General features: G+C 70.3%; 12 protein-coding genes. 7 read left to right on the plus strand and 5 right to left on the minus strand.

What is annotated here, in order from left to right:
- Positions 1-588 precede the first annotated feature (588 nt).
- Together ABZ857_RS36600 and mgrA are read left to right on the plus strand one after the other, a co-directional pair.
- A complete protein-coding gene (locus ABZ857_RS36600; RefSeq protein ID WP_357053094.1) occupies positions 589-2,634 on the plus strand; it encodes a S9 family peptidase in 2,046 nt (681 codons plus the stop codon).
- Entirely contained in the window at positions 2,631-3,656 is a 1,026-nt protein-coding gene (gene mgrA, locus ABZ857_RS36605; protein WP_357052890.1) for an L-glyceraldehyde 3-phosphate reductase, read from the plus strand. Before ABZ857_RS36600 ends, mgrA begins: the two co-directional genes overlap by 4 nt.
- A 320-nt stretch (positions 3,657-3,976) precedes the next feature.
- On the opposite strand, the gene ABZ857_RS36610 is transcribed toward mgrA, so the two are convergent.
- Positions 3,977-6,382 (minus strand): lysylphosphatidylglycerol synthase transmembrane domain-containing protein, encoded by a 2,406-nt coding sequence (locus tag ABZ857_RS36610; protein WP_357052893.1) that lies wholly within the window; start codon positions 6,380-6,382, stop codon positions 3,977-3,979.
- Positions 6,383-6,431: 49 nt separating this feature from the next.
- Here ABZ857_RS36610 and ABZ857_RS36615 point away from each other — a divergent pair, with 49 nt between their 5' ends.
- From ABZ857_RS36615 to ABZ857_RS36630, 4 genes are all read left to right on the plus strand, one after another.
- On the plus strand, positions 6,432-6,869 hold the full coding sequence (locus tag ABZ857_RS36615; protein ID WP_357052896.1) for an RpiB/LacA/LacB family sugar-phosphate isomerase: 438 nt from the start codon (positions 6,432-6,434) through the stop codon (positions 6,867-6,869).
- A 35-nt stretch (positions 6,870-6,904) separates the two neighbouring features.
- Positions 6,905-8,926: a molybdopterin-dependent oxidoreductase gene (locus tag ABZ857_RS36620; protein ID WP_357052899.1), complete on the plus strand. Its 2,022-nt coding sequence runs from the start codon at positions 6,905-6,907 to the stop codon at positions 8,924-8,926.
- Positions 8,927-8,998: 72 nt separating this feature from the next.
- Entirely contained in the window at positions 8,999-10,222 is a 1,224-nt protein-coding gene (locus ABZ857_RS36625) for a sensor histidine kinase (protein WP_357052902.1), read from the plus strand.
- The gene (locus ABZ857_RS36630; RefSeq protein ID WP_357052905.1) at positions 10,219-10,875 is read left to right on the plus strand and encodes a response regulator transcription factor; all 657 of its coding nucleotides are present in this window, start codon (positions 10,219-10,221) and stop codon (positions 10,873-10,875) included. Before ABZ857_RS36625 ends, ABZ857_RS36630 begins: the two co-directional genes overlap by 4 nt.
- A 48-nt stretch (positions 10,876-10,923) precedes the next feature.
- On the opposite strand, the gene ABZ857_RS36635 is transcribed toward ABZ857_RS36630, so the two are convergent.
- The gene (locus ABZ857_RS36635) at positions 10,924-12,138 is read right to left on the minus strand and encodes a lipase (RefSeq protein ID WP_357052908.1); all 1,215 of its coding nucleotides are present in this window, start codon (positions 12,136-12,138) and stop codon (positions 10,924-10,926) included.
- Positions 12,139-12,262: 124 nt separating this feature from the next.
- Positions 12,263-12,724: a GNAT family N-acetyltransferase gene (locus ABZ857_RS36640; protein ID WP_357052911.1), complete on the minus strand. Its 462-nt coding sequence runs from the start codon at positions 12,722-12,724 to the stop codon at positions 12,263-12,265.
- Positions 12,725-12,810: 86 nt separating this feature from the next.
- Here ABZ857_RS36640 and ABZ857_RS36645 point away from each other — a divergent pair, with 86 nt between their 5' ends.
- Positions 12,811-13,260, plus strand: coding sequence for a hypothetical protein (locus tag ABZ857_RS36645; RefSeq protein ID WP_357052913.1), 450 nt, complete (start codon positions 12,811-12,813; stop codon positions 13,258-13,260).
- A gap of 2 nt (positions 13,261-13,262) precedes the next feature.
- Here the strand turns inward: ABZ857_RS36645 and ABZ857_RS36650 are convergent, their stop codons facing one another.
- Positions 13,263-13,640: a VOC family protein gene (locus ABZ857_RS36650; protein ID WP_357052916.1), complete on the minus strand. Its 378-nt coding sequence runs from the start codon at positions 13,638-13,640 to the stop codon at positions 13,263-13,265.
- A gap of 64 nt (positions 13,641-13,704) precedes the next feature.
- Positions 13,705-14,031 (minus strand): multidrug efflux SMR transporter, encoded by a 327-nt coding sequence (locus ABZ857_RS36655; RefSeq protein ID WP_357052919.1) that lies wholly within the window; start codon positions 14,029-14,031, stop codon positions 13,705-13,707.
- Positions 14,032-14,061: the final 30 nt, after the last annotated feature.

Below are 14,061 nucleotides of genomic sequence, written 5' to 3' on the forward strand. Positions count from 1 at the left end.
GCTTTTAGCACACTGTTGAGTTCTCAAGAAACGGACGCGACCACCATCACCCGAAACCTCCGAGAAGGTCCCACGCTCCGGGGCGTTTCACCGTTTGTCTTTCTTTTGTCTTGCTGGTCTTAATTCTTCCCGACCGGCTCTTCCGTGTCAAATCCGCCCCACCGGGACTTACTTGACCCGAAACCCGCCGACCGACAGGAATTCGACCCCCCGTTTCCGGGGCAACCCCTCTAACTTACCCGAACCCCCAGCCCGGCGCAAAACCACCGACCCAGAAGATCGAAAAGCACAAGGAGCCGCCGACAACCAGCCCGCGCACACACAAGACAACCACCGAAGTGATCGAAGAGGAGTGCGCCGAACCGCGCCGACACCACAAGATTACCAGGGTCCGGCACCACCATGACCCAACTTGAGACGAACGCCTGGGGCCCCCGGATGTATTCCGGCCGCCTCAGGCCCGGGGCCGCCTCAGGCCTGCGACGCGCCGGCCGCGGGCCGGTCGTTCCCCGTCACGAGTTATCCACAGGCCGCAGCGAGGAGGCTTGGCGGGACCATGCCGAACATAGACTTTGGCGGGTGAGCGACATGCCGCCTGTAGCGAAGAAGGTTCCCCTGGAGCGCACGCATCACGGTGACACCGTGGTCGACGAGTATGCGTGGCTGCTCAAGAAGGACGACCCCGACACCATCGCGTACCTGGAGGCGGAGAACGCCTACACCCAGGAGATGACCGGCCACCTGCAGGACCTCCAGGAGAGCATCTTCAAGGAGATCAAGGGCAGGACGCTGGAGACGGACCTGTCGGTGCCCACCCGCAAGGGCGCCTGGTGGTACTACTCCCGGACCGAAGAGGGCAAGCAGTACGGCATCCAGTGCCGGGTGGCCGCCGACGGCGACAACCCGCCGCAACTGGAGCCGGGCACGTCGCTCCCGGGCGAACAGGTGATTCTTGACGGCAACGAGCTCGCCGGAGACAGTCCGTTCTTCTCCATGGGCACGAGCGCGGTCAGCCCCGACGGCACGAAGCTCGCCTACTCGACCGACTTCTCCGGCGACGAGCGCTTCACCCTCCGGTTCAAGGATCTGGAGACGGGCGCACTGCTCCCGGACGAGATTCCGGGTGTCTTCTACGGCGGCGCCTGGTCTGCCGACGACTCCACCTTCTTCTACACGACCGTCGACGAGGCCTGGCGTCCGTACCGGATTCATCGGCACACGCTCGGCTCGACCGAGGATGTCGTCGTCTACCAGGAGGACGACGAGCGCTTCTGGGTGGGCGTCGGGCTGACTCGCAGTCAGCGCTACCTGGTGCTGACCTCGGGCAGCAAGATCACCAGCGAGGTCCGGGTCCTCGACGCGAACACCCCGGAAGGCGAGTTCGCGGTGGTGCGGCCCCGGCAGACCGGCGTGGAGTACGCGGTGGAGCACGCGGCCGACCGCTTCCTCATCCTGCACAACGACGGCGCCGTTAACTTCGAGCTTGCCACTGCTCCCATCGACGATCCGGGGAGCTGGACTCCGCTGATCGAGCACAGAGACGACACGCGACTGCTCGACGTGGACGCGTTCAAGGACTACGTCAGCGTGCACTTCCGTCGTGACGGCCTCACCGGCGTCCGGATCCTGCCAGGCGACGGTGGCGAGCCGTACGAGATCTCCTTCCCGGAGCCGCTGTACGACGTCGTCCCGACCGGCAACGCGGAGTTCGAGACCAGCCGGCTGCGCCTCAGCTACACGTCCATGGTCACCCCGCCGTCCGTGTACGACTACGACCTGCGTTCGCGGGAGCTGATCCTGCTCAAGCAGAGGGCGGTGCTCGGCGGCTACGACCCGGCCGACTACGAGCAGTTCCGAGAGTGGGCCACCGCCCCGGACGGCACCAGGATCCCGATCTCGATCGTGGTCCGCAAGGATACGAACCGCCCCGCCCCCACCCTGCTCTACGGCTACGGCAGCTATGAGTCGTCCATCGATCCCTACTTCTCGGTGGCCCGGCTCTCGCTGCTCGACCGGGGATTCGTGTTCGCGATCGCGCACGTGCGCGGAGGCGGCGAGATGGGCCGCCGCTGGTACGAGGACGGCAAGCTGACCAGGAAGAAGAACAGCTTCACGGACTTCGTGGCCTCCGCGCGGCATCTCAAGGCCAAGGGATGGTCCGGCGAGATCATCGCCAGGGGCGGCTCAGCCGGCGGTCTGCTCATGGGCGCGGTCGCCAACCTCGCGCCGGAGGAGTTCGCGGGGATCGTCGCCGAGGTCCCGTTCGTGGACGCGCTGAACACGATCCTCGACCCGTCGTTGCCGTTGACGGTGACCGAGTGGGACGAGTGGGGCGATCCGCTGCACGACCCCGAGGTCTACGCGTACATGAAGTCCTACTCGCCCTACGAGAACGTCGACGGCCGGCCGTACCCCCCGACCCTGGCGACCACCAGCCTCAACGACACTCGGGTGCTCTACCACGAGCCGGCCAAGTGGATCGCCCGGCTCCGCGCCACCGCGCAGGGCGGCCCGTTCCTGTTGAAGACCGAGATGGGCGCCGGCCACGGAGGCCGCAGCGGCCGTTACGACGCCTGGCGTGAGGAGGCGTTCGCGCTCTCCTGGATCCTCGACCGAGTTGGAGTGACCGAGTGAGCTATGTGGCTGCCGAGGGCCGCTACGGGCCCATGCCGTACAACCGGACCGGACGGAGCGGGCTGAGGCTGCCCGCGGTGTCGCTCGGGTTGTGGCACAACTTCGGCGACGACAAGCCGATCGAGACCCAGCGGGCCATCCTCCGCCGGGCCTTCGACCGCGGAGTCACCCATTTCGACCTCGCCAACAACTACGGCCCGCCGTACGGCTCCGCGGAGATCAACTTCGGGCACCTCTACCAGCAGGATTTCGCCAGATACCGCGACGAGCTGGTGATCTCCACCAAGGCGGGGTACGACATGTGGCCCGGCCCGTACGGCAACTGGGGATCGCGCAAGTACCTGCTTGCGAGCCTCGACCAGTCGCTGAAGCGGATGGGCCTCGACTACGTGGACATCTTCTACAGCCACCGCTTCGATCCGGAGACGCCCCTGGAGGAGACCATGGGGGCGCTCGCCCACGCGGTCCGCTCGGGCAAGGCGCTCTACGCGGGCATCTCGTCCTACTCCCCGGAGCGGACCCGGCAGGCCGCGGCGATCCTGCGGGACCTGGGCACGCCGTTGCTCATCCACCAGCCCTCCTACTCCATGCTCAACCGATGGATCGAGAACGGGCTGCTCGACGTGCTGGAGGAGGAGGGCGCCGGCTGCATCGCCTTCTCGCCGCTGGCACAGGGCATGCTGACCGACCGCTACCTGAACGGAATCCCGAAGGACTCGCGGGCGGCCCAGGGCAAGTCGCTCGATCCGTCCCTGCTGACGGAGGAGAGCCTGCGTCACGTCCGGCGGCTCAACGAGATCGCCGGGCAGCGCGGGCAGTCGCTGGCGCAGATGGCCCTGGCCTGGGCGCTGCGCGACCGGCGAGTGACGTCTGTGCTGATCGGCGCGAGCAGCGTCGAGCAACTCGACGACAACCTCGACGCGATCAACCGGCTCGACTTCACCCAGGACGAGCTGGACGCGATCGACAAGGACGCGGTCGAGTGCGGCATCAATCTCTGGGCCGCTTCCAGCGCGGAATGAGCATCCACGAGCCGCGGCGCACGCGCCGACGCGCCCGAACCGCGGCTCGTGACCACGGCTCGTGACCCGGCTCATGACCGCGGCTCGTGACCCGGCTCATGACCGCGGCTCATGACCTCTGCCGGATGCTTTGACGCATGGGCCGCGGCCCGGCGGCCTCGTGTGGCCCTGCGGCCCAGCATGGCCCGGCGAGTGGCCCGGCGGCCTCGCGCGGCGCAGCAGCCGGGCGCCGCGCCTGTCCCCGGACCACGACCCGTCGTGGTCCGGGGCCACGGAACAGACCACGGAACAGCCCGCCGGACACCGCGGCCGTCGGCGGTTCAGAGGGCGTTCTGGCGCTGGAGGTAGGCGAAGGAGGCCCAGCCGGGGAGGACGGGCAGCCAGAAGGTCATCAACCGGAACAGCAGCACGGCCGAGGTGGCGACCGTGTAGGGCAGGCCTGCGACCGTGAGGCCGAGCGACAGCGACGCCTCCACCGCCCCCAGGCCGCCCGGGGTGGGAGCGGCCGAGCCGATCGCGTTGCCGGCGAGGAACACGACGGCGACCGCCGTGAAGGACGCCTCGCCCCCGAAGGCGCGTACGCACGCCGCCAGGCAGATCACGAAGCTGAGCGTGAGCAGCAGCGTGCCGATGACCGCCTCGGTGATCTTCCGTGGCGACTGCACGACGTCGAGCAGCCGGGGGATCACGCCCGAGAACATCGCGCGTACTCGGGAGGTGATCACCCGCCGCAGCGGCCGTACGGCGAGGACGATCAAGAAGAGCACGGCCACGCCCAGCAGCACCATCAGCAGCCCCCGCGACGGGGTGAGGGACGGCGCGGCCTGCGTTCCCGTGAGGTAGCCGAACAGCAGCAGCAGCATGATGTGCATGGCCAGGCCGACGAGCTGCGACGCGCCGACGCTCGCGACGGCGGCGCCGGGCGGCACGCCGCGCTTCTGCAGGTAGCGGGTGTTGATCGCCACGCCGCCGACGGCGGCGGGGGCGACCAGCTTCACGAACGACCCGGCGAGCTGGGCCAGCACCGTGCGGCCGAGCGGCAGCGGCTCGGGGACGAACCCGCGCAGCATGATCGCCGCCGCGACGTAGCTCAGCGCGGCCGCGGCCAGCGCCACCCCGCTCCACGCCCAGTTGGCGGTGGTCACGACGGAGACCAGGTTGACCTTGCTGAGCTGGGGAAGCAGCAGGTACGCCGCGATCACGCTGAGGATGATCGTCACGAGAGTCCGGGGGCGGAACCGCTCGAGGCGTACCTCCTCCACCTCGACCTTCGGCTTCAGCGCGACGATCTGCTCGCGGATGGCGGGCAGGAGCTTCCTGTCCCGGCGGGCGGCCGTCCGGGTGTCCCTGCTCAGCGCGATCCGCTGGAGCAGCGGCATCGCCCCGGCCAGCGTGTCCTCCCCGAGCACCTTCGCCGCCGACCCGACGGAGCGCTCGGCTCCCACGCGGGTGCCGAGGTAGGCGAGGAGCTGGGCGATGTCGAGCCGCAGCAGCAGGTCGCCGGCCGCGATCTCGCCGCTGCGGGCGTCCACGAGGTAGACGTTCCGCCGGGCATCGACGTGGATGCTCTCACCGGTGAGGTGGCGGTGGGCCAGGCGGTGCGCGTGCAGCAGCCGGACCTGCTCCCACATCCGCGCCAGCAGTTCGTCGTCGAAGTCCTCGTCGCGCAGGTCGCTCACCGGCCGGGTGTCCACGTGCTCATAGGCGAGCAGCGCGGCCTCGGTGCCGACCTCGCTCGTGGCGAGCAGGCGCGGCAGCCGCACCCCGGCCGCCTGCGCGGCGTACGCCATCAGCGCCTCGCGCTCCAGCTCGGCGCGCAGCGAGCGGATGGCCCTGCGCCGGGTCTCGTTGTTGAGCAGGAAGCGCCGCCAGAGCCGGTAGAGGACGCCCGCCACCTGCCGGTCCCGGTCGAGCACGGTCACGTCGATCCGCCGGTCGTCGGCCAGGCCGACCAGGTAGCGGCGGCTGCCCGAGCTGTCGTCCTCCACCCGCCTGGCGCTCACCGGCGTGAAGCCGAGCCTGCGCAGCGCGGCCAGCACGGCGCTGCCGGGCGGCCGGGTGTTGGCGCTGCCGATGCCGTAGAGCGTGCCGAACCCGACGGCGAGGCCGACGATGTACGTCAGGATCACACCGAGCGCGGTGACCTTCGTGGCGGTGAAGAGCGCGAACACGTCGAGGCCGAGCGCGACCCACATGAGCGCCCGCCAGTTGGGGCGCCGGGACATCCGCACGGCCGTGGCGTACGCGATGGCGGGGGTGAGCACGCTGTTGAGCGGCTCGACCTCCCTGCCGCCGGTGAGCAGCTGCACCAGATCGGCCGGGCCCGCCTGGACCAGCCACTCGTCCAGCGCGTACGACACGAGCAGGGCGAGGATCGCGGCGATCAGCCCCTGGGTGACGCGCATGCCGTCGCGGTGGAAGACCCGCTCGACGGCGAACGCGACCGGGACGATGAGCACGGCGACACCGCCCAGCAGCCCGGCGGCGCCCGACAGCACGTCGGGGGCCCGGGTGGTGCCCGCCTGGACGTCGGTCTCCAGGCCGTTCAGGGTGCGTTGCAGGGCCAGAGCCAGCAACACGACGGCGCCGAGGGCCAGCAGCGTGAGCAGGAACCGCAGGGCGTCGGAAGGACGGCGGATCCGCTGCGGCAGCAGAGGCTCGACGACGAGGACAGCTCCTTGGCCAGGAGTGTCCAGCGTTAGGTCCTGCTCCTTGATGCCTCTCACCACCAGCGATTCTGTGCGATCTTCGCACTCGGTGTCCACAATTGACGGCATGCGTATATCCCTGGCCTCGGACAGCCTCGACGGGATCGCGTCGAGGCTTGCGGCCGAGGTGGAACGGCGCGGCCATTCAGTCACACTCTATGGAGCGCTGGCCCCCGGCGACCGGGCCGACTGGGCCTGGTGCTGCTCCGCCGCGGCGAGAGACGTCGCGGAGGGCAGATCGGACCAGGCCGTGGTCTGCTGCTGGACTGGAACCGGCGCGTCCATCGCGGCCAACAAGGTAGCGGGAGTGCGGGCGGCGCTGTGCGCCGACGCCGCCACCGCCGCGGGCGCCCGCAAGTGGAACGACGCCAACGTGCTCGCGCTCAGCCTCCGCCTCACCTCCGAGCAGGTTTTGACGGAGATTCTGGACGCGTGGTTCGCCGGCACGCCAAGCACCGATCCCGAGGACGCCGCGAACATCGCGTACGTGCGGGAAATCCGGTAGAGACCACCCGCGGGAGGCACGCTAACGTCGATGCCATGAGCACGTCGCTACCCGTCCTGGGCGCCTGCCCGCTCGACTGCCCCGACACCTGCTCCTGGGTCGTCACCGTACGCGACGGCGAGGCCGTCGGGCTGCGCGGCAACCACGACCACCCCTACACGCGCGGGGCCCTGTGCGTGAAGGTCAACCGCTACCTGGAGCAGGTCCGGTCGGCCGACCGCATCCTGCACCCGTTGAAGAGGGTGGGGCCGAAGGGGTCCGGGCGGTTCGAGCGGATCAGCCTGGACCAGGCGCTGTCGGAGATCGCCGCCAAGCTGGCCTCGATCGTCGAGGAGCACGGCGGCGAGGCGATCTGGCCGTACCAGGGAACCGGGACGCTCGGGTACGTCCAGGGCGAGTCGGGTCAGGCCGGGCGGCGGTTCTGGAACGTCCTCGGCGCGTCTCGTCACGACCTCAACATCTGCGCGCGGGCCGGCAACGACGGGCTGCGGTACGTCAACGGGACTCCCGGCGGCATGGACCCCGAGACGTTCGCGTTGTCGCGGCTCATCCTGCTGTGGGGCACCAACACGCTGACCAGCGGCCACCACCTGTGGAAGTTCGTCCAGGACGCCCGCGCCGCCGGGGCGTACGTCGTGGCGATCGACCCCGTCCGCACGCGTACGGCCGACCAGGCGGACGAGCACCTGCCGATCCGGCCCGGCACGGACGCGGCGCTCGCCCTCGGACTGCTGCACGTCGTGCTGGAGGAGGGCGCGGAGGACCGCGCGTACATCGAGGAGCACACGACCGGCTGGGACGAGTTCGAGGCCGAGATCCGCAGGCATCCCCCGGCGCTGGTGGCGGAGATCACCGGCCTGCCCGAGGAGCGGATCCGCGCCCTCGGCGTACGGCTCGCGCACACCCGGCCGACCGGCATCCGGGCCACGATGGGCATCCAGCGGCACGCGGGCGGCGGGGCCGCGATGCGGACGATCGCCTGCATCCCGGGGGTGACCGGCGACTGGCGGTATCCGGGCGGCGGCGTGGCCTACTCCACCTCGGGATACGCCCCCACCGGCCCCGATCCGCGCGACGACCTGCTCCCCCACCCCGTGCGTACGCTCACGATGACCCGGCTGGCCGACGGGCTGGACGAGTCGGTCAAATGCCTGTGGGTCTACGCGGCCAACCCGCTGGGCTCCACGTCCGACCAGAACCGGATCAGGGCGGCGCTGGCGCGCGAGGACCTGCTCACGGTGGTGATGGAGCAGTTCCCGACCGACACCGTCGACTACGCCGACTACGTGCTGCCCGCGACCATGCAGATCGAGCACCTGGACGTGCACCACGGCTACGGGCACATGTACATGGTGTGGAACGAGCCCGCCGTCGAGCCGCCGGGCGAGTGCCTGTCCACGACGGAGACCTTCCGCCGGCTCGCCCGGCTGATGGGCCTGACCGAGCCGTCCCTGTATGACAGCGACCTCGAACTGGCCGAGCAGACGCTCGCCCAGGCGGGTATCTCCGTCGAGGAGATCCGCAAGCAGGGCTGGGCCCGGCTTCCGGTGGCCGACCCGTTCGTGCCGTTCACCGAGGGCTTCCCGACGACGAGCGGGCGGCTGGAGTTCGCCTCCGAGAAGGCCGAGGCCGCCGGGCTGCCGCGCGTGGCGGGCTACGTGCCCTCGCTCACCGCCCGTACGGCTCCCGCCGACCGGCCGCACCCGCTCGTGATGATCACTCCGGCCGCGCACACGTTCCTGAACACCCAGTTCGCCAACAACGCGGAGCTGCGCAGGCGGTCGAAGGGCCCTCGGGTGCTGGTCAACCCGGCCGACGCGGCGTCCCGTGGGCTCGTGGACGGGCAGGCCGCCCGGGTCTTCAACGGCAACGGCGAGTTCCGGGCGTACGTGGAGGTCAGCGACCGGGTGGCGGCGGGGGTGGTGGCGGCGCCGAAGGGCCACTGGCCGAAGCTGTCGGCCGGCGCCAACCCCAACGCGCTCGTGGACGAGCGGGACGCCGACATGGGCCGGGGCGCGGTCTACCACGACAACTTCGTCGACGTCGCCCCGCTGTAGGAAAGCGTATGCCTCGAGGGATACGCCGATCGGATGATGTGGGGTTGGCGGCCGCGGGCCTAGCCTGAGGGCGTGCATCCGGGACCGCGTCTGCCGCTGATCACGCGGGTCAGTCCCGGCCGCTGGCCGGCACTGGACTGTCTGGCCGCGGCCGCCTACTCCCTCGTCGCGGTGCCGTTCCTGCTCAACTCCGTGAGGGGGCCTGCCGCGGTAGTCGCCGTTCCCGCGGGCCTCGTCCTGTTCTGCCTGCCGATCGCCGTACGGCGGCGCCGCCCGATCGGCGCGTTCGCCCTCGTGCTGTCCGGGCTGCTCGTGGTGGGGCTGATCGAACCCAGGGCTCTCACCCTGGGGTTGGTCTCGGTGCCCTTCGTCCTCTACACCGTCGCCGTGACGTGTCGGCCGTCCGTGGCCGTCGTGGCGCTCGCCGTGTCGGCAGCCGGGGCCGTGGCGACCGCGCTTCCCGACTTCCGGCACCGGGGCGGGGCCGTCCTGTTCTCGCTCGTCTACGTCGCCGTCTGGACGATCGGCTTCGCCGTGGGCATGCACCGCCGCCATACGGAGGACCTGCTGCGGAGCCAGGCCGCGCTCGCGGAGGCGGAACTGGAGAAGGCGAGGCGGGGCGTCGCGGAGGAGCGGATGCGAATCGCCCGCGAGTTGCACGACGTGGTGGCGCACAGCATGAGCGTGATCACCGTGCAGGCCGGGTTCGGCGCCATGGTGATCGATGACAGGCCCCATGAGGCCAGGGCCGCCTTGAGCGCGATCGCGAGCACCGGCCGGGAGACCCTGACCGAACTGCGACGGCTGCTCGGCGTGCTCCGGGTGGAAGATCCCGCCACCGCCACCGGCGAACCCGAGCTCTCGCCCTCCCCGAGGCTCGCCGACCTGGACCGGCTCGTGAAGCAGACGGCCGCGGCCGGAGTGAAGGTAGACGTCGAGATCACCGGTCGCCCGCGCGGCCTGCCCGCCGGGGTCGACCTGTCGGCGTACCGCATCCTGCAGGAGGCGCTCACCAACGTGGTCAAGCACGCCGGCGTCCCCCGCGCCCGCGCGACCCTGGATTACCGAGCCGACGAACTCCTCATCGAGGTCACCGACAAGGGACGGGGCTGTCACGGCGACCGGCCTCGTGCCGGCCACGGTCTGGTCGGCATGCGGGAGCGGGTCAACCTCTACGGCGGCTCGTTCCAGGCCGCACCGCTGCCGGGTCATGGCTTCAAGGTGACCGCTCGCCTCCCCCTTCGCCCGGACGGCCCGCCCGCAGGCGCCTGTCCACACGAGGAGCGGATCACGTGAGCGTGCGCGTGGTGGTGGCAGACGACCAGACCCTCCTGCGGGCAGGCCTGCGCGGCATCATCGAGACCGCGCCGGACCTGACCGTCGTCGGCGAGGCGGCGACCGGCCTGGAAGCGGTCGAACTCGTCCGCGCCCACAGGCCGGACGTCGTCTGCATGGACATTCGGATGCCCGACATGGACGGCCTGGAGGCCACCCGCCTGATCACCTCGTCCTGCGACGCGAGGGTGCTGATCCTCACCACGTTCGACCTGGACGAATACGTCTACGCGGCAATGCGCGGCGGAGCGAGCGGCTTCCTGCTCAAGGACGCTCCGCCCCAGGACCTGCTCACCGCGATCCGGGTCGTCGCGGCCGGCGACGCCTTGCTCGCCCCCACGATCACCAAACGCCTGATCAGGGACTTCGCGGCCCGCCCCCTGCCTCCACAACGGCCGCGGACCCCTACCCTCCGGGGCATCACCGAACGCGAACGCCAGGTCCTCGAACTGGTCGCCGAGGGCCTGTCGAACAGTGAGATCGCCGATCATCTGCATATCGGGCCGGGTACCGCCAAGACTCACGTGGGCCGTCTGCTGACCAAGCTCGGCGCCCGCGACCGTGTGCAGCTCGTGATCATCGCCTACCGTGCCGGCCTGGTGACCGTTGCCTGAACCCCGTCGAGCCCCCAGGTCATCCGTACCCGGGGGCTGGGCGGCCCGTCAGGGAACGAACGTCACCTCGGGAAACCTGGGCGAAGGACCATCCAGGAGGTGGCCACGGTGGCGGAGGTGCAGATCGAAGAACGCGGCCGGGTAAGCCTGCTGGATCGCCGTGACGCGCTCGGGGGCGAGCGTCCCGATCTGCGCGGCCAGCTCGGATTCCGTCAGCCCGAGCGGCCGTGCCGCCTGCGCGGTGAGCACCTCGGCATCGGTGTAGGAGCCGTGCGCGACGTCCCTGGACCGAATGTTGAGCTTCCAGCCCTTCAGCTTGGACCAGAACGTCGCCAGGTCCGGCAGTTCCTCCCTGAGGGCCTTGGTGGCGCTCATCAGCATGTACGGCCGCTTGAGTCCGGCGGTGACGACGGGCCCCGCGATCGGGCCGTCCAGACTGAGCCCGGCCTTGATCCGCCGGTCCTCGAACATGGCGGACGCGACGGTGGCCCCGCCCGCCGAGTGCCCGAACATGCCGACCCTGCCCAGGTCGAGCAGGCCTCGAAGCCCGGAGGGCAGCGGCCGATGCCCGGCGTCTGGGTTGCCGCCCGCGTCGAGCACCGCGAGCGTGTCCAGGACGAAACGGGTGTCGGCGACGCGTTCTCGGAATATCACCGGCCCCGTCGCAGGACCGTCGGGGGCGGGCGGCACCACCCGGCCGCCGGGGAACTCGACCACGCCGTCGTACGTGTGCCCGATCGTCACCACCACGTAACCACGGCTGGCCAGATCCTCCACCACGATCGTGTTGGTCGAGCGAGGCGCGTTGTTGCCCGGCGAGTAGAGCACGACCGGAAGCCGGCCGTGGCGCCGATCGGCGGGTGCCCCCTCATGTGCGTGGGTCACGGGAAGTAGCACCGCGCCGGGAGGAAGACCCTGCTCGCGCAGGTACTCGGCACCGGCTTTGGGAGAGATCCACGGGGCGGACGGATGACGCGACACGTCCCGAGCCGGGTAGGTCAGGCTGATCATCAACTCGCGCCGGGCCGGCGAGCCGGCCAGCGCGTCCGGCCGGGAAGGGTCGACCAGGTGCAGGGAGACCGTGCCAAGGCGGTACTGCCCGGTCGGCGCCGGCAGGGTCAGCTGGAGCGGCGCGCGAGCGGCCTGAGCGACAGCGGCGCCATGTGCGCCAGGCGTGTTGATCGCGACCTCCGCAGCCGCCGTCACGACGGTGAGTACGGCTGCCGCGCACGCCAGCAGCCCGGTCTTCGCATGTGGGGACACCACATCCACTCCTCGGAATCGTCGGCCTGGGATGTGGTCCGAGACTGCCCGGCGGGCGACGCCGGTGTCGTCTGCCTCAAGGCCCGTTTGTGAGGACGGCGTCTGCCTCGGGGGATAGGCCTGATCAGAGATCGAGCCGGTCGAGGCTCAGTTTGAACCCCACGTGTGAGGCGGCGAAGCCCAGCGAGCCGTAGAAGCGGTGGGCCTCGGTGCGGGCCTTGTCGGAGGTGAGCTGCACCAGCGCGCAACCGCGCTCCCGGGCCCGCTCGACCGCCCATCGCATCATCTCCCGGCCGATCCCCCGGTTGCGGTGCGGCACCGCCACCCGGACCGCCTCGACCTGCGCGCGCTCGCCGCCCCGCCGCGACAGCCCGGGAATGTAGGTGATCTGCATGGTCCCGACCACCTCGCCGTCCGACTCCACGACGATCAACTCGTTGCGCGGGTCGGCGTCCACCGCTTCGAAGGCGGCGTAGTAGTCCGGCTCCCCGGAAGAGGGGCGGGCGGCGGTGATCGGGTCATCGTTGATCATGGCTACGATGACGGGGACGTCCTCACGCCGGGCGGTACGGAAGTGCAGCGACATGCCGGGGAGCCTAACCGGGTGGTGTCAGGGGCGGCTCAGGGACTTCCCCGATGCCGATGAAACGCCCGAAAAGGCACGCTGTAGTCATGAACGAACTGACCCGCATGGACGAGATGTCCTTGGCCGGCGCGGCCCTGCGCGGCGCGCCCTGGCGCGCCGCGGCGACGTCCGGTGGGGCGGTCGCGGCCACGAGCTTCCTCCTGGGCGTGATCCTGCCCGGCCCGGCCGACCTGACCTGGGCCCTGTGCGCGGGGATCACCGTGTTCGCCCTCGTCGCGGCGATCGGAGCGATCTCCAAGCCGGACGTCGGCGACCGGGTGACCCGGCAGGCCCGCCTCTGGGCGCTGCGCCACCCCTGGCGCTTCTCGCTCTATCCCGGCCTCGGCGCGGCGGCCCTCATGTACCCGGTGCAGCTCGTGGTCGACCGTGAGGGCGTCTTCGGCGCGGCCTGGGACGCGCTGTGGGGCGGCGCGCTCGTGCTGCTGATCACCGCCGTCCTCACGTTCTCGATGCGCGGCCGGGCCAAGGGCGTCTGACCTCAGGCCCCCCGCTCCGCCGCGCTCCGGCAGACGCAGAACTCGTTGCCCTCGGGGTCGAGCAGAGTGACCCATCCGGCACCGTCCGGCGTCCGGTGGTCCTCGTACGGCTTGGCCCCGAGCGCGAGCAGCCGCTCCACCTCCTGGTCGCGGGTGCCGTCCCCGGAGGGGACGACGTCGAGGTGCAGGCGGTTCTTGACCGTCTTGCCCTCGGGCACCCGGATGAAGAGCAGGTGCGGGGAACCGTCCGGGCGTTCCAGCATGACCTCGTCGTCCTCCGGCTCGGAGTCGACGAGCGGCCGGCCCAGGGCCTCGCTCCACCACTGGGCCAGCTCGTACGGCCGGGCGCAGTCGATCGTCATCGTGTAGATCTCAATCACGCGCCCAGCCAATCGCGACACCACCAAAGTCGTCAAGCAGGTTTTCGGTCGCTTCGCCCCCGCGTCAGTGCGCTCCGCCTCCCGCGAGATTGAGCCCGACCACACCGGTCACGATCAGGGCGATCGATGCGATCCTCATCGGCGACGCGTCGTCACCCAGCAGGATCATGCCGACGATCGCCGTGCCCACCGCGCCGATGCCGGTCCATACGGCGTAGGCCGTACCGACTTCGAGGGTCTTGAGCGAAAGCGACAGCAGGGCGAAACTGACGACCGCGAAGACGAGAAACGTGCCGGACCACCACAGGTGCGAGAAACCGCTGCTCATCTTGAGCGAGTACGCCATGGCGACCTCGAAGAGACCGGCAGTGACGAGAAGGATCCAGGCCATGGCTCTCTCCTGATACGAGACTTGACTTCC

The sequence above is a fragment of the Microbispora sp. NPDC046933 genome, assembly GCF_040644635.1.
Taxonomy (GTDB): Bacteria; Actinomycetota; Actinomycetes; order Streptosporangiales; family Streptosporangiaceae; genus Microbispora.